This window comes from Amycolatopsis mediterranei, assembly GCF_026017845.1.
GTDB lineage: Bacteria > Actinomycetota > Actinomycetes > Mycobacteriales > Pseudonocardiaceae > Amycolatopsis > Amycolatopsis mediterranei.
The window spans coordinates 1,685,019-1,700,441 of sequence record NZ_CP100416.1 but is presented as its reverse complement, the minus strand read 5'-3'; the positions used below and the strand labels follow the sequence as shown (position 1 = coordinate 1,700,441).

The window sequence follows — 15,423 nt, the reverse complement described above, 5'->3', positions numbered from 1 at the left end:
GCCCGGAAAGCGCAGGTGGCAAGGGCCGATCGGGCAGCGTCAGGCGCGGATTTCGTTGAGGTAGTTGTAGATCGTGTAGCGGGTGACGTCGAGGCGCCCGGCCAGGTGGTCGACCGCGTCCTTGATGAGGAAATAACCGGCTTCGTCAAGCTCCCGCACCACGGCCGCCTTGTGCCGCTTCTTCATGAGGTCCACCGGGATGCCCGCCTTGGTCACCGCCCGGTCCACGAGGAACCGCTGCAGGCTGTCGACGTCCGGTGGGAAAGTCTCCGGCTCGCCGTTGCCGCCCGGGGCCGCGGCTTCCTCGACGCTGTTGACGCACAGGCAGCCGACCGCGACCCCGTCGGCGTCGCGCAGGAACAGCGTCGAGGAGCGGATCGGCCGGCCGTCCGGGCCGTGCGTGCGGTAGTTCGTCAGGTCCTGGGTGGTGCCGCGGCGGACCAGGCCGAGCAGCAGGTCGGTCATCGGGCCGCCGACGTTGCGGCCGGTGAGGCCGCCGGCGATGGCGATGATCGAGTCCGGCAGCCGGCTCAGGTCGTGCAGCAGGACTTCGTTGCCCGGCCCGAGCATCGCCGCGAGCCCCGGGATGGCCGGCACCAGCGCGGTGAGCACCTCGTGCGTCGTCGCGCCCGCGGCCGGGACGACCAGCGGCTCCCGGGGTGCGGTCAACGTCTCCAGGGCCGAGCGCAGCAGGTCCGCGGCGGCCGCCGGAGTGGAGGCGTGCGGCGAGAGCCGGACGTGCTCGGGACGCACGGTCGCCGCGATGCCGACGTTGGCGAGCGCGGCGCCGACCTGCTCGGCGGGGTGGCCGGGCAGGATGAACGCGAGGATTCCAGCGCGCCGTTCCACGGCCGACACGACTTCGGCGCCGCAGGAGGCGAGCACCTCTTCGAACTCCCCCAGCCGCTCGGCGATCCGGGCCGCGATGGCGCCGACACCGGCCTCTTCGACCAGCTCGAGCGCCTCCGCGAACGCGCCGGAGGTGATCGGGCTCAGGTTGGAGATCGACCACGACTGGGCGGTGCCGTCCGGCGGGTGGATCTCGTCGTCGAACAGGCCCGGGTCGCGTGCTCCGGTCCAGCCCGACAGCACCGGGTCCATCCGCTCCAGCGCGCGATCGGACAGCACCGCGAAGCCGGTGCCCCAGCCCGCGCGCAGCCACTTCTGGCCGCCGACGACCAGGACGTCGGCGACCTCCCACGGCTCGTCGACCACGCCGAAGCCCTGGATGCCGTCGACGACCAGCAGCCGGTCGCCGGCGACCTCGCGCAGCGCGGCGAGGTCGGCGCGGTAGCCGGTGCGGAAGTCGACGGCGCTGACGCTGACCGTCGTGGTCTCCGGCGTCAACGCCGCTGCCACCCGTTCCGGCGTGACATAACCGCTGGTCAGCCGGCGGACGCGGAGACGCCCGGCCTGCTCGGCACGCGCCCACGGATACGTGTTGGCCGGGAACTCCGCGGCCGGCACGAGCACCTCGCCGGTGCTGTGGAACGCGGCCTGGAACAGCCCGAGGCTGGTGTGCGGCAGCAGGACCGTGTGGTCGGTGTCCGAGCCGGACAGCCGCGCGGCAGCGGCCTTGGCCCGGACCTCCTGCCGCATCAGCTCGTCCACAGTGGACGGCCCGGCCGTGGTGGCCTGGTCGAGCAGGGCGGCCGTCGTGTCGAGTACGGCGTGCGAGGGCGGGCCGAAGCGCGCGAAGTCGAGGTAGCCGGCGGGCTCGTCGAACTGGAGCAGGTACCGGGGCGAAATCCTCCTCACGCGAGGATCCTCGCCAGGAACTGCCGGGTGCGGTCGTGCTTCGGCGCGCTCAGCACCTCCGACGGCGGCCCGGTCTCGACGACGGCGCCGTCGGCCAGGAACACCACCTCGTCGGCGGCCTCCGCGGCGAAGCTCATCTCGTGCGTCACGACGACCATCGTCATCCCCTCCCCCGCCAACGTACTCATCACCTCGAGGACCTCGCCGACCAGCTCCGGGTCGAGCGCCGACGTCGGCTCGTCGAACAGCATCAGCTTGGGTTTCATCGCCAGCGACCGGGCGATCGCGACGCGTTGCTGCTGCCCACCGGACAGCTGCGTCGGGTAGGCGTCGCCGCGATGGGCGAGGCCGACGCGGTCGAGCAGCGCCAGCCCCTGCTCGCGGGCCTCGTCCGGTTTCACGCCCAGCACCCGGATCGGGCCCTCGACGACGTTCTCCAGCGCCGTCCGGTGCGCGAAGAGGTTGAACCGCTGGAAGACCATGCCGATGTCCCGGCGCTGCCTCGCCACCTCACGTTCGCGCAGCTCGTACAGCTTGCCGCCGCGCTGCCGGAAGCCGATCGGCTCGCCGTCGACCCAGATCTGGCCGGCGTCGATGGTCTCCAGGTGGTTGATGCAGCGCAGGAAGGTGCTCTTCCCCGCGCCGGACGGGCCGAGCAGGCAGACGACCTGTCCCTTGTGGACGTCCAGGTCGATGCCGCCGAGGACTTCGGTGTGGCCGTAGGACTTGCGGACCCCGACCGCACGCAGCAGTGGCTCAGACACGGGCACTCCTCACCAGCGGCACGCCGCGCAACGCCTTGCCGGCGCGGGCGAGCGGCCCCCGATCGGCCTGGCCGAAGGCGCGTTCCAGGTAGTGCTGGCCGACGCCGGCGACGGTCACCACGACCATGTACCAGACGGCCGCGGCCAGCAGCGTCTCCATCACCAGGAGGTTGTTGGACGAGATGTTGTTGGCCGCGTGGATCAGCTCGGTCACGCCGATCACCGACGCCATCGACGTGCCCTTGAGCATGTTGATGAAGTCGTTGCCGGTGGGCGGGATGATCACGCGCATGGCCTGCGGCAGCACGACCCGGCGCAGCGTCGCGGCCGGCGTCATGCCGATCGACTTGGCCGCCTCGGTCTGTCCGCTGTCGACGCTGTTCAGCCCGGCCCGGACGATCTCGGCCATGTACGCGCTCTCGTTGAGCGCCAGGCCGAGGAACGCGGCGGTGAACGCGCTGATCAGCACGTTCGTCTGCTCGTGGACGAGGAACGGGATGTCGATCACCGGGAAAACCAGCGCCAGGTTGTACCAAAGGAGGATCTGGAGGAGCACGGGCAGGCCGCGGAAGATCCAGATGTAGCCGGCGGCGAACCACCGGGCGACCGGGTTGGCGCTGCGCCGCAGCAGGGCGATGACGATGCCGAGCACGATCGCGACGGCCTGGGACAGCACGGCCAGCACGACGGTGTTGAGCAGGCCGGTCGCCATCACCTTGTAGAAGACGAAGTCCGGGACCTGGTTCCACGCGATCTGCGCGTTGCCGAGGGCAATCCCCAGCAGGACGAGCAGGGCGACGATGATCGCGGCGGCGACCCACCGGCCCCAGTGGCGGAGCCGGACGATCGGGAGCGGCTCAGGACCCGCCATTGATGGCCGCCTTTTCGATGGCGCCCTGCTCGACGCCCCAGGCCTGCAGGATCTTGCCGTAGGTGCCGTCGGCGATCAGGGCCTGCAGGGCCTTCTGCACGGAGTCGCGCAGCGCGGTGTTGGCCTTGTTGACACCGATGCCGTACGGGCCGCCGTCGATCGGCTCCCCGGGGACGACCTCGAAGAACTTGCCGTCCCCCGCGGTGCGCGAGATGTAGACGGCGCTGGGCAGGTCGTTGAGGATCGCCTGGACGCGGCCCGTGCGCAGCTGGTTCTGGTTCTGGTTGTCGCTGTCGGTCGCGGTGACGGTGATCGCGGGCTTGCCGGCCTGCGTGCACTTGGTGCTCTGCCCGGCGGCGAACTTCTGGTGGCTGGTGCCCTGCACGACGGCGACGTTCTTGCCGCACAGGGTGTCCGGGCCGGTGATGCCGTCCGGGTTGCCCTTGCGGATCATGATCGTGATGCCCGAGGTGAAGTAGTCGACGAAGTCGATCTGCGCCTGGCGGGCCTTGGTGTCGTTCATGCCGGCCATGGTCAGGTCGATGCGGCCGGACTGGAGGCTCGTGATCAGCGAGCCGAACGCCATGTCCTGGTGGGTGACGGCGACGCCGAGCTTGGCGGCGATCGCCTTGGCCAGGTCGACCTCGTAGCCGATCGGGGTCTTGCCGTCGGCGGCGTAGAAGTTGTTGGGCGCGGACTGCAGGTTCGAGGCCAGGTGCAGGCCGGCCTGCTTGACGGTGTCCGGCAGGGCGGCGTTGAGCTGGGCGTCCTTCTGCACGGCCTGGACGATCGCGGCGGTGTCCGGGATGCCGGACGCGGGCGCCCCGGCGGCCTGCGACGTCCCGCCCGCGCCGTCCGGACCGCCACCACAAGCCGTCACCAGCGCGGCGAGGCTCGCGAGCAGCACCGCCTGTACGGCACGAGAACGGGACATAACGGACCTCCACTGTTCGGCTGGCCGGAACGCTACAACTCACTGTTGAAGAGGTCAACCAGCCGTTGAAATCTTGTCTTGGTGCTAACTTCGCGGACATGAGCCTGCGGATCGGCATCCTGGGGGCGGCTCGCATCGCACCCACGGCCATGGTCAAGCCCGCCGCGTCGAACTCCTCGGTTTCGGTCACCGCCGTCGCGGCGCGGTCCCTCGAGCGGGCGCAAGCGTTTGCGACCAAGCACGGCATCGGCGCTGCTTACGGGTCCTACGAGGAGTTGCTGGCGGATCCGGAGATCGACGCCGTCTACAACCCGCTGCCGAACGGCCTGCACGGCCGCTGGACGCGGGCGGCGCTGGCGGCGGGCAAGCACGTCCTGTGCGAGAAGCCGTTCACGGCGAACGCGGCGGAGGCCCGGGAGATCGCTTCACTGGCGGAGACGACGGATCGCGTGGTGATGGAGGCGTTCCACTACCGCTACCACCCGCTGGCGCTGCGGGTGGAGGAGATCGTGGCGTCGGGCGAGCTGGGTGAGTTGCAGCGCGTCGAAACGGCGTTGTGCTTTCCGCTGCCGAAGTTCTCGGATATCCGTTACGACTACGACTTGGCGGGCGGGGCCACGATGGACGCGGGCTGCTACGCGGTCCACATGGCACGCGTCTTCGGTGGCGAGACGCCGTCGGTGGTTTCGGCCTCGGCGAAGCTGCAGTCGCCGCGGGTGGACCGCGCGATGACGGCGGAACTGCGGTTCCCCTCGGGCCACACCGGGCGCATCCAGTGCTCGATGTGGTCGTCTTCGCTGCTCAAGATCAGCGCGAAGGTGACGGGGTCTCGCGGGTCGCTGTCGGTGCTCAACCCGTTGGCCCCGCAGGCGTACCACCGGGTTTCGGTCCGCATCGGCGAGTCACACCGCACGGAGAAGTTCCCCCGCCGGGCGTCGTACGAGTACCAGCTGGACGCGTTCGCGGCGGCAGTCCTGCGGGGCGAACCGGTGAAGACCTCGGCGGCCGACGCGGTCGAGACGATGACCGTGATCGACGAGATCTACCGGGCCGCGGGACTGCCGCCGCGCGAGCCGAGCTAAGCGGCCACGTAGTTGCCGCTCAGGATCAGCAGCACCTGGATCGTGATGCCGGTCCCGTAGTAGTCCGTCGAGTCCGGGGACCACGACGAGATCGTCGTCCACAGCTTGTCCAGCCAGGCCTGGCTGCCCGGGTCCGTCATCGCCGCCACCGCGAACGGCGCCGTGAAGCACGGGTGCTGACCGCTTTCGGTCTTCGAACCCGACAGCGAATAGCCGCTCTGGATCTTGGCCGGGTCCCCACCCGTCGCCGACTTGATCCAGGTGTTCATCTTGCGGACCTGCGCGACCGCCGCACTCCCGGAAAACGAGATCGCGTCCGCGCCGAGGCGCCACGGGTCGCGGCAGGCGTTCCAGCTGTACTTGCCGTCGTACGGGCCTTCGAGGAAGTTCGACGGCGCCGGCTTCGGCGTCGAGTTGGTGCCGACCACGAAGTCCGGCAACAGCCCGGTGTTCGGCGCGTACGAAGACTGCAGCTGGCTGACCGCCGTCTCCGAACGGGTGCGGACCGTAGTCCAGAAGCTGTCGCCGGTCGCCGTGGCGAACGCGCGCAGGTGGCCCGGCATCCAGTCCGACGAACGCGAGCTGTTCTTGTACTCCGCGTCGTTGCCCCAGTCGCCGAGGAGCGTGAACTTCGTGGTGCCGTTGACCTCGCTCTTCTTGATCGCGTTGATGATCCGGACGGCTTCGGCCTTGTAGTCGACCGAGCCGCCGCTGCCCCACTTCTTGTCCGCGATCAGCAGGCCGTAGGCGATTTCGAGGTCGCCGTCGGTGGCGGAATCGCTGCCGTTGACGCTCCGGCAGTTCGAGTCCTGCTCGGCCGCGTGCAGGTCCTTGTTGTTGACCGACGGGTGCGCCTTGACGAACTTCAGGATCCCGTCGACGATCGAGCGCGCCTGCGGGTCCTTGTCCGCCATCATCGCCGAGATGGTCATGCCGTACCCCTCGCCCTCGGCGACGAAGGAGTGGTCGGCGTCCTTGGACAGCACGGCGTAGGTGCCGGTGCCGCACTTGGTCGTCAGGAAGTTCTTCTTCCAGAAGTCGTAGTACTTCTGCAGCGCGGCATCCTGCGTGGCCTGCGAGACGGACGGCCGCAGCGTTCCCGGCACGTACGGCGTGCCGGCCGCGGACGCAACCGCCGGCACGCTCACCAGCCCCGCGGCGAGCGCGGCCGAAACCACCGCGGCCCGGACGACTCTCATCATGGCTCCTCCGTAACGACATCGTTGGCTGCGGCGAAGGTGATCGAAGCCTGACAGAAGCTTCAAGACCAGGTCAAGAGGGTTAGGAAACTTTCCTTACTATTACCGTGCGTGGGTCCGCGCACGCCCCGCCCACCCGGACGGACTAGCGTGGACGCCATGAAGATCGACCTCGACGGCCGCGGGCCGGAGTTCCGCACGTTCTGGACCGAGCGCCACTTGGCCACGCTGACCACGGTCCGCCCGGACGGCACCCCGCACGTCGTCGCGGTCGGCGTCACCGTCGACTTCGAAGCCGGCCTCGCCCGCGTGATCACCTTCGCCCCGTCGGTCAAGGCCCGGCTCGTGCGCGCCGCGGGCCCGGACGGGATCCCGGTCGCGGTCTGCCAGCTGGACGGCCCGCGCTGGTCCACTTTGGAGGGACGCGCGGTGCTGCGCGAAGACCCGGAATCGGTGCGGGACGCGGAAAACCGGTACGCCGCCCGCTACCGGCAGCCCAAGCCGAACCCGCAGCGGGTCGTCATCGAGATCGCGGTGACCCGGGTGCTCGGCAACGCCTAGTGCGTTGACCACGAAGGTCGACCGGGCAGGATCCGATGGGGACTTCATTGGCGAGCTGACGAGAGGCCGGCGAGCACAGCACTTGAGTTCGCCCGAATGGACATTCACCCATTCAGTCGCTCGTGCGCGACTGGGATGATGAACCGTTCCACGCGCACGACCACCCCGTCGGTCGACGGCCACGAGCCCGAGCCGGTCCACGGGAGCAAGCGCGAGCACCCTCTGCACACCCTCCAGACCGCAGCGGGCAACGCGGCGGTCGCCCGGCTGGTCGCCTCGGTGCAGCGCGACGACATGGACGACCCGCACCTGGGCCCCAATGCCTTCGGCCGGCCCGACCCGGTCGATCCGCGCCGGGCGGGCGGGAGCGCGATCAAGCCCGACGACATCACCGACGCCGAAGATTGGATCATCGAGCACGAGTCGGGCTGGCAGCCGAGAGCGAAGGCCCCGACCACCAGCGCGTTCGGCCTGGGGCAGTTGCTCAAGAGCAACCGCGTGAAGTACCTGGGCGCCAAGGCCGACTCAACCGACCCGGCTGACCAGATCCGGGCGTTCCGCGCCTACGTGCGCGACGTCTACAAGACCGCCGAGCGCGCCAAGCAGTTCTGGATGGCGACCCAGGCCAAGGACCCGAGCCTGGCCCCGGAGGACCTGCGTGCCCGCGCCGGGAACTGGATCAAGAAAAAGTTCGTCGGCTACTGACCCCTGCCGCTCACACGAGGCGAAGGGACCTGGGAAATCATCGCAGGCTCGGCAAAACCACCTGCCGGCCCGACCAGCCGACGCGCAACTGCGCTGTGGCCGCACCATGCCGGGGAGCGGCGCCGACCACATTCGTGGCAGGGCCGTCGAAGCCCGGCCCCGTCAGCGCCCGGCCGCGCGGGAGTGCACCAGCCGGGTGTACTCCGCGAGCAGCTCGGTCAGCTCGCCGTGCTCGCCGGCCGATGCCAGTTGCTGGTGGCCCACCAGCATCGCCATCCCGAGTGACGTCAGGGTCCGGGCCAGTGCCCGGTCGCCGACGATGCCTTCGACCGCCTTGCCGACCGTCCGCAGCCGGGCGTCGTCGACGCGCTTCTGCGCCGCGCGCACGGTTTCGTCGTTCTTCGCCCACGCGCGGATCGCGGCCTCGGCCTCGTGGGGCAGCCCGATGGTGAGGTCCATCAGCGCGGCGAAGTCGGCCGCCGGGCCGCCGGTGCCGAAGCCGCCCTCGCGCAGGATGCGGACCTGGCGGTTCTCCCAGTGCTCCAGCAGCTGTGCCACGAACCCCGGCCAGCCACCGAAGTGGTGGTAGAACGACCCGCTCGTGACCCCGAGGCCGCGGCACAGCACGCCGACGTTCAGCTCGGTGAACCCGTGCTCCGCCAGCACCTTCAGCGCGGCCTCGAAGTACCCGCGGCGCGTCACCGGCGGCATCAGACGTTCCGGTCCCGGTCCCGCCAGTAAGGCTCGCGCAGCGAACGCTTGAGGATCTTGCCGGTGGCGTTGCGCGGCAACGCCTCTACGACGTCGATACTGCGCGGGCACTTGTAGTGGGCCAGCCGCTCGCGGCAGAACTCCACGATCTTGTCGGCGTCGAGCTGGTCGCCGGCGACGACGGCCTTGACCTGCTCGCCCCACTTCTCGTCCGGGATACCGATCACGGCCACCTCCGCGACGCCGGGGAATTCCGCCACGACGCGCTCGACTTCGGGCGAGTAGACGTTCTCACCGCCGGTGATGATCATGTCCTTGACGCGGTCCTCGAGGAACAGGAACCCACCGTCGTCGAGGCGCCCGACGTCGCCGGTGCGGACCCAGCCGTCCACGATGGTCTCCGCGGTCGCCTCCGGCTTGCCGAGGTAGCCCGCCATCCGCTGCTCGGTGCGCACCCACACTTCCCCGATTTCGGCGTCCTCCGCGGTGACCGGGTCGACGATCCGGAGGTCCACTCCGGACAGTGCGGTGCCCGCCGAGGCCAGCCGCTCCGGGTGCGTGGCGTCCCGGTGCGCCTCCGGGTCGAGGGCGGTGACCGCGCCGGACAGCTCGGTCATGCCGTAGACCTGGGCGAACTTGACGTCCGGCCAGGCGGCGAGCACCGTGCGCAGCAGCGGGAGCGGCATCGGCGAAGCGCCGTAGCAGAGGTACTTCAGCTTGGAGAACGCCTGGAGCGCGGCCTCGCCGGCCTGCGCGATCCCGGCCACGACGGCGGGCACCAGGAAGGCGTGCGTGATCCCGGCCCGCAGCGCCGCGAACAGCGACGCCGCGTCCGGCTCGCGCGTCAGGTAGGACGGTTCCCCGTAGAGGAAGCCGGAAACCGCGTAGCAGCTGCCACCGACGTGGAACAGCGGCATCGCGACCAGGTTGACGTCACCCCGGCCGATCGGGAACGCGGTCCCGGCGGCGAGGCCGTGCGCGAGGACACTGCGGTGGGTGAGCACCGCGCCCTTCGGGAAACCGGTGGTGCCGCTGGTGTACATGACCAGCACGCCGTCGTCGGTGTCGATGCCGGTGCCGACGTGAGGCGCGGCGGAGGTCAGGAAGGCCTCGTACTCGTCGGCGTCCCCGCCGACGACGATCACGCGCTCCACCGCGGGCAGCCGGTCCCGGATCGCGTCAAACGCAGGCCGCAGTTCGGCGCCGACGAAGACCACCTTCGCGCCCGCGTCCTTGAGCACGTACGCGAGCTCCTCGCCGGAAAGGCGCCAGTTCACCACGGCGTTGGCCGCGCCGATCCCGGCCGCCGCGAAGGTCGTCTCCAGGCAGGCGGGATGGTTCTTGTCGACGAACGCGACCCGGTCGCCCCGGGTGACACCGGCGGCCGCGAGAGCCCCGGACAGCCGCCGGACCCGCTCGTCGATCTCCGCCCAGGTCCACACCGAGTCGCCGAAGATCAGCGCGGTGCCGTCCGGGCGCTGCGCCGCCCAGTGCGCCAGGAGCTCGCCGAACAACCGGACCCGGGGGCGGACGTCTTCGGGCATGGGGAGTTCCCTTCGGCCGGCACTGGACCATAGACCGGTCTATGGTGCGCCGCGCCGCTGCGGGCGTCAACACCGGACAACCGGTCGCCAACCGGCCCGCCGGTCGGTGTCTTCGTGACGCCGTCAGCCGTCGAAGCTGCGCCGGGCGGCTTCGATGTCCTCGATGAACCGCTGGGTCCAGCCGCACATGCTGTCGACCGTCGCGCGCAGGCCCTGGCCGGGCTCGGTGAGCGTGTATTCGACGCGCGGCGGGACGGTGGGGTGCACCTTCCGCACGAGCAGCCCGTTGCGCTCCAGCATGCGCAGGTTCTGCGTCAGCATCTTGTGGCTGATGCCCTCGACCTCGTTGCGCAGCTCGCTGAACCGCAGCGTGCGCTCGCCGAGGGTCTCGATGATGAGGAACGCCCACTTGTTGGCGACGTCCGAGAAGATCTCGCGCGCCAGGGAATCCGCGCGGGAAAGGTCCGTGTCCTGCTTGGTCACCATCTGGTTCCCCCGTCACCGAAAAGTGCCTTCTTCCGCATGGTCCAACACTCTCCTATGGTTCCTGGGTAACCACAAGAGAGCACGGAGGAAAAGATGACCGTCACCATGGTGAACCCGCCGGAACTGCCCGAGATCGACGTCTACCACCAGGTCGCCGTCGCCGAGGGGACGAAGCTCGTCTTCGTCGCCGGGCAGGTCGCCTGGGAGACCGAACGCGACCTCGCCGCCCAGGTCGAGCAGGCCTACGTCAACGTCGCCGCCGCACTGGCCGCGGCCGGCGGAACGTTCGACGACGTGGCGAAGCTGACCGTCTACGCCGTCGACTGGACACCGGACAAGATGCCCGCCCTGCTCGACGGCATCGCCCGCGGGAGCGCCAAGATCGGGACCACGGCGAAGCCGCCCGCCACGCTCATCGGCGTCGCGGCGCTGGACGTCCCGGAGCACCTGGTCGAGGTCGAGGTGACCGCCGTCCTCTAGGCGAACAGCGAAAGCAGCCCTTCAGTCGACCGCACCACCACGTGCGCCGCCGCGCGTTCCGCGTGCGGGCGGTCCGGGCGTTCGGCCTCGTGCCGCCAGCGCCGCAACGCGTCCAGCCCGGCGTCGTAGATCTCGTCCGGATCGGCGTCCGGCTCCAGTGCGAGGCGGTCCGCGGGGGTCGTACCCTGGGCGCCCAGCAACCGGACGGCCTCCTCCGCGGGTTCGCCGGACAGCGCCGTCCGGCCGCCGCGGATGTCGGCGATCAGGCGCAGCTCGCGGAAGTCGTGGGCCGCCGCCGCGAATCGCTCCACGCGGGACACCAGGCGGTCCCCGCCCGGACGGGGGTGCGCCGCCAGCAGGGCCTCCAGCCGGATGATCGCCGTCCGCGCCCGCAGTGCCTCGGCCCGCGCCACGAAACACCCGGCCAGCGTGTCCCGCAGTTCGCCCAACCCACTGCGGCGCACCAGTTCCGCCGAGAGCTTGACGCGGTCGTCGCAGCCGGTGCGGATCAGCGTGAGCGCCAGCCGGACGCCGAACATCCCGAACCGCACCACCAGGGACCGCCGCGTCTCGACCGGGATCGGGCCCGGGAACGCCGGATCGGTGAACGAATCCACCGACAGGACATGCCGTTCCAGCTCCTCGCGCGGCACCGCGGCGAACGCCGCCAGGAGGTCGAACTCGTCGTCGCGCAACGACCGGCCGCCGTAGGCGAGCTGCCCGGCGACGGCGATCACGCCCAGGAAACCCGTGCACAGCGGGTCTTCCCGCCACGCGCGGCGCGCCAGCTGCTTCGCGGTGAGCAGCGCGTCGATCCGGCCGGCGCCGACCTCGTCGGCGCGCGAGAGCACCAGCACCGAGTTCACCGCGCTCTGCCGCGCGAACGCCGAGCCGGCCGGCGGGTGGGCCGCCGCGAGCTCGTCCGGCTCGAGGTGGCGGACCAGCCGGACCGTCGCGTCCGGGACGTCGTCGGCCGGGCCGGGGTCGTCGAGCAGCACGAGGTCGCGCAGCGCGCGCGTCGGATATTCGCCCAGCGCGGCGGCGAGCGTCGTCTTCCCCGACGAAGGCGCCCCGGTGAACGCGACGCGCAGCGGCTGCTCCAGGCGGTTGAGGCAGTCGTGCAGCAGCGCCGAAGCCCGCGGGTCGTCCCGGTAGAGCCCGGCCGCGGCGTGCAGCAGGTCGCGGACGTCCTGGGTCACGCCGAAAGCTCCCGCCGCTGCTGCCGTCCGGCGATCGTGCCGAGTTCGCCGGCGCGCTGGTGCAGCGCCGCGAGCCGGTCGATTTCCCGGCGGATGTGCCCGGTCCGCCGCTCCCGCTCGGCGGTGCCGGCCAGGATCGTCTCCCGCTCGTGCGTCAGCTCGTCGGCGAGTTCTTCGGCCAGCCCGGTGAAGTGGTCGCGCAGCCGCCGCTGGACGACGCGGATGGCGTCGCGGCATTCCTTGCTGAAGCGCAGGAAGACGTCGTCGACGTGCCGCTGCGCCGCCTGCTTGGCCACGGCTTGCCGCCGCTGCAGCCGCATCCCGCCTTCGTCCTTGATCGTCTTGGCGGCGAAGGCCGCGCCGGCCCCGATCGAGATCGGGTTGATCAGCGGCAGCCCGGCGAGGCTGGTGACCAGGCCGAACATCAGCACGCCGCCGTACGACCCGCGCAGCCCGGTGAAGGCCTGCTGGCCGATCTTGAACTTCTCGATCTTCGGCCGCCCGACGTCGTCGAGGTACTCCAGACCGGAGCCGTCGAGCCGCAGGTCCGGCAGCGCGCGGTCGTACTGGGCGCCGAAGCACGCCGCGACCGCCTGGGCGATCCACTCCGCCCGGTCGGCCAGCCACGTGTAGTTGACGTCGACGGCTTCGGCCAGCGCGTTGTCCAGCCAGGGCGCGAATTCGTCCCACACCTTCGCCGGGTCGCCTTCGTCGAAGGTCCGGTCGATGGTGTTGACGATCTTGCGGGTCCGCTCGCGCAGGTCGTACTCGGCGTCGGAGAGCAGGTCGGTGATCTCGTCGGAGAGCAGGTTCTGCCACCGGGTGTTCTGCCGGCGCAGGTCGTCGGCGCGGCGCTGGGCCCGCTGCAGCAGCGCGGCCTGGCCGAGCCCGGCGTCCTGCGCGACCGCGTCGACGCGGTCGCGCAGGGATTCCACCAGTTCGGCGGCGGCGGCGCGCACGCCGACGGCGGCGAGCAGCGCGCGGGACTGCTCGGGCGGCCGCGCGGCCTGCTCGGCGATCCAGCCCAGCAGCTCGGGGAAACCCGAGCGGGCATTGAGTTCCGCGTCGCCGGCCTTCGCGGCGGCTTGGCGCACGACGGCCGAAACGGGCAGGACGGGCGCGTCGACCCCGGCCTCGCCGAGCATGGCGCGGTCGCGTTCGGCGACCGCCCGCCAGCCGGGGCAGGCGTCGATCTTCGTGAGCGCCAGCACGACGTGCGGGCACCAGGTGCGCACGTGCCGGGCAAGCGCGAGTTCCGCCGCACTGAGCGGGGCGGTCGCATCGGAGACGAGGATCACCGCGTCGGCTTCGGCGAGCAAGTCGAGCGCCGCGGCCGTGCGCGGTGACCGCGGGTCACCGACCGGCGGGGTGTCGACCAGGACGAGGCCGGCCGAGAGGAGTTCGCGTGGCACGCCGACCTCGACGCGGCTGAGCGTGCCGGCGGGCCGGGCGCCGAGCTCGCCGGTGAGCCGTTCGACCGCGACGGGGATCCGTTCGCGGGACCGGCCGACCAGGGTCGCGGCGGGTTCGGGTGCGTAGGCGATTTCCGTGGGGACGGCGGGGGTCGCGGCGTCACCGACCGCGCACACCGGCGCGTTCAGCACGGCGTTGAGCAGGTAACCCTTGCCCTGTTTGGGAAAGCCGAGCACGCCGAGCCGGATCTGCCCGGTGGGGGCGTCCCGGCGTCTGCGCAGGCGCTCGGCGAGATCGGCGCGGCCGTGCGTGCGGCACGCGTCCAGCGTCTCGTTGAGCACTTCGAGCCAAGCCGGTGCGGTCACGATGGTCGAGTGTCCCCGGTTCACTCCCCGTACGCACACCGGGTGCCCGTCCCGCGGCTGCACCCAGACCGCGGGACGGGCACCGGTGACCGGTTCGGGGATCAGTGCCCGAGGTGGATGTCGTTGCCGGAGGCGATGTCGCCGAGGTGCAGGTTGCCCAGGGCGTTGTGGCTGACGTCGGCGACGTCGGACACCACGTCGTGGACGGCCGTGCCGTTGCCCGAGGCGAGGTCGCCGACGTGGCCGACCGCGTTGTGGTCGACGTTGATGCCGGTGGCCGAGGTCACGGTGCTGGTGACGTCACCGAGGCCGTGGACGGCGCCGGTGACATCGGCGGTGACGTGCTTGACGTCGACGTCGCCCGCACCCTTGAGGATGCCGGAGAAGTCGCCGATGTGGCTGGTCAGGCCGCTCACCGCGTGGCCGGCGCCGAGGCTGCCGGTCACGTCGCCGACGGTGCCGGCCAGGTCGCCGACGTGGCCGTTGACCTCGTGGATCTCCGCGTTGGAGGTGGCGAGGACCTGCTGGACCTCGCCGACGCCCGCCGCCGCGGCGTAGGCCACGTTGCCGGTCACGCCCGACTCCGGCTCGGTCAGGTACGCCGGGGCCGCGGTCAGGTTGGCCAGCGCCTGCGAGTCCAGGCCGTGGGCCAGGTCGCCACCGAGGATGGCGCCGGTGGCGTTGCCGGCCAGCGCGGTCACGTTGGCGGCGTTGGTGACGTCGTTCACGCCCGGCAGCGAGCCGAGGCTGCCGACGGCGGGCAGCTCGCCCACGACCGGGAGCTCGCCGACGCCCAGGTCGCCGACGCCCGGCAGGCCCGAGGTGGCCGGCAGGCCGAGGCCCGCGGTGAGGGCGGTGAGCTGGTCGATCGCGCCCTGGACGCCCGGGGCGTCGGTGCCGACCGGCGACAGGTCGCCGACGACGGGGAGGCCGCCCACGGCCGGGAGGCTGTCGACCGGCACGTAGTCGAGCACCAGCGGGATGACCTCGTGCACGTCGGCGGCGCTCACGTCGCCGAGACCGGCGGCGGCGAGGACGCCCTGCGGGTCCGTCCCGAAGGCCGCCAGCGCGGTCGGGTCGTTGAGCAGGTTCAGGGCGAAGTCGTGCAGGGTCTGCACGGAGTCCATGGGTTTCTCCAGATCCGGTGGTTCGGGGGACGGCACGGGCCGCAGGGACCGGTGCTCCGACATCAAGGTAGGGAGACCGTCCCCCAGCGCACATCGGGGATTACTCCGAGTCGCAGTCCGGTCAGCCGATAGGGGATCGATATGTCATCGTTAGGGAGTTAGGGGCTCATTGGAGACGCGCTCAGTTGGGTTAAATCCCTCCAGACCCTTGCCCGACTAACCCG

General features: G+C 71.0%; 15 protein-coding genes. 4 read left to right on the top strand and 11 right to left on the bottom strand.

Annotated elements, in window-relative coordinates:
- Positions 1-39: 39 nt before the first annotated feature.
- From ISP_RS08130 to ISP_RS08115, 4 genes are read right to left on the bottom strand one after another with little or no spacing between them, the layout of a single operon-like run.
- The gene (locus ISP_RS08130) at positions 40-1,758 is read right to left on the bottom strand and encodes an aminotransferase class V-fold PLP-dependent enzyme (RefSeq protein ID WP_013223402.1); all 1,719 of its coding nucleotides are present in this window, start codon (positions 1,756-1,758) and stop codon (positions 40-42) included.
- Complete coding sequence (locus ISP_RS08125) at positions 1,755-2,522, bottom strand: amino acid ABC transporter ATP-binding protein (protein WP_013223401.1); 768 nt, start codon at positions 2,520-2,522, stop codon at positions 1,755-1,757. Before ISP_RS08125 ends, ISP_RS08130 begins: the two co-directional genes overlap by 4 nt.
- Positions 2,515-3,393 carry an amino acid ABC transporter permease gene (locus ISP_RS08120; protein WP_013223400.1) on the bottom strand — a complete coding sequence of 293 codons (879 nt, stop codon included), beginning with the start codon at positions 3,391-3,393 and terminating at the stop codon, positions 2,515-2,517. The genes ISP_RS08125 and ISP_RS08120 overlap by 8 nt, the downstream gene beginning before the upstream one ends.
- Positions 3,380-4,327 (bottom strand): ABC transporter substrate-binding protein, encoded by a 948-nt coding sequence (locus ISP_RS08115; protein WP_013223399.1) that lies wholly within the window; start codon positions 4,325-4,327, stop codon positions 3,380-3,382. Before ISP_RS08115 ends, ISP_RS08120 begins: the two co-directional genes overlap by 14 nt.
- A gap of 98 nt (positions 4,328-4,425) precedes the next feature.
- On the opposite strand from ISP_RS08115, the gene ISP_RS08110 reads away from it, so the two are divergent.
- Positions 4,426-5,409, top strand: coding sequence for a Gfo/Idh/MocA family protein (locus tag ISP_RS08110; RefSeq protein WP_013223398.1), 984 nt, complete (start codon positions 4,426-4,428; stop codon positions 5,407-5,409).
- Here ISP_RS08110 and ISP_RS08105 read toward each other — a convergent pair.
- Positions 5,406-6,611, bottom strand: a complete 1,206-nt coding sequence (locus ISP_RS08105; protein ID WP_013223397.1) for a glycosyl hydrolase family 8 — start codon at positions 6,609-6,611, stop codon at positions 5,406-5,408. The genes ISP_RS08110 and ISP_RS08105 overlap by 4 nt on opposite strands.
- Before the next feature lie 156 nt (positions 6,612-6,767).
- On the opposite strand from ISP_RS08105, the gene ISP_RS08100 reads away from it, so the two are divergent.
- Both ISP_RS08100 and ISP_RS08095 read left to right on the top strand, forming a co-directional pair.
- The gene (locus ISP_RS08100; protein WP_034284874.1) at positions 6,768-7,169 is read left to right on the top strand and encodes a TIGR03618 family F420-dependent PPOX class oxidoreductase; all 402 of its coding nucleotides are present in this window, start codon (positions 6,768-6,770) and stop codon (positions 7,167-7,169) included.
- A gap of 138 nt (positions 7,170-7,307) precedes the next feature.
- Entirely contained in the window at positions 7,308-7,874 is a 567-nt protein-coding gene (locus ISP_RS08095) for an aggregation-promoting factor C-terminal-like domain-containing protein (RefSeq protein ID WP_230468738.1), read from the top strand.
- A gap of 162 nt (positions 7,875-8,036) precedes the next feature.
- On the opposite strand, the gene ISP_RS08090 is transcribed toward ISP_RS08095, so the two are convergent.
- The 3 genes from ISP_RS08090 to ISP_RS08080 all read right to left on the bottom strand — a co-directional run bounded on the left by ISP_RS08090 (position 8,037) and on the right by ISP_RS08080 (position 10,615).
- A complete protein-coding gene (locus ISP_RS08090; RefSeq protein WP_013223394.1) occupies positions 8,037-8,585 on the bottom strand; it encodes a TetR/AcrR family transcriptional regulator in 549 nt (182 codons plus the stop codon).
- Positions 8,585-10,129, bottom strand: coding sequence for an acyl-CoA synthetase (locus ISP_RS08085; protein ID WP_013223393.1), 1,545 nt, complete (start codon positions 10,127-10,129; stop codon positions 8,585-8,587). The genes ISP_RS08090 and ISP_RS08085 overlap by 1 nt, the downstream gene beginning before the upstream one ends.
- A gap of 123 nt (positions 10,130-10,252) precedes the next feature.
- Entirely contained in the window at positions 10,253-10,615 is a 363-nt protein-coding gene (locus ISP_RS08080) for a winged helix-turn-helix transcriptional regulator (RefSeq protein WP_013223392.1), read from the bottom strand.
- 93 nt (positions 10,616-10,708) lie between these two features.
- Here ISP_RS08080 and ISP_RS08075 point away from each other — a divergent pair, with 93 nt between their 5' ends.
- Positions 10,709-11,095, top strand: coding sequence for a RidA family protein (locus ISP_RS08075; RefSeq protein ID WP_013223391.1), 387 nt, complete (start codon positions 10,709-10,711; stop codon positions 11,093-11,095).
- Here ISP_RS08075 and ISP_RS08070 read toward each other — a convergent pair.
- From ISP_RS08070 to ISP_RS08060, 3 genes are all read right to left on the bottom strand, one after another.
- Entirely contained in the window at positions 11,092-12,294 is a 1,203-nt protein-coding gene (locus ISP_RS08070; protein WP_013223390.1) for a GTPase, read from the bottom strand. The genes ISP_RS08075 and ISP_RS08070 overlap by 4 nt on opposite strands.
- Complete coding sequence (locus ISP_RS08065; RefSeq protein ID WP_193353532.1) at positions 12,291-14,072, bottom strand: P-loop NTPase family protein; 1,782 nt, start codon at positions 14,070-14,072, stop codon at positions 12,291-12,293. The genes ISP_RS08070 and ISP_RS08065 overlap by 4 nt, the downstream gene beginning before the upstream one ends.
- A gap of 101 nt (positions 14,073-14,173) precedes the next feature.
- Positions 14,174-15,199, bottom strand: coding sequence for an IniB N-terminal domain-containing protein (locus ISP_RS08060; RefSeq protein ID WP_013223388.1), 1,026 nt, complete (start codon positions 15,197-15,199; stop codon positions 14,174-14,176).
- Positions 15,200-15,423 lie beyond the last annotated feature (224 nt).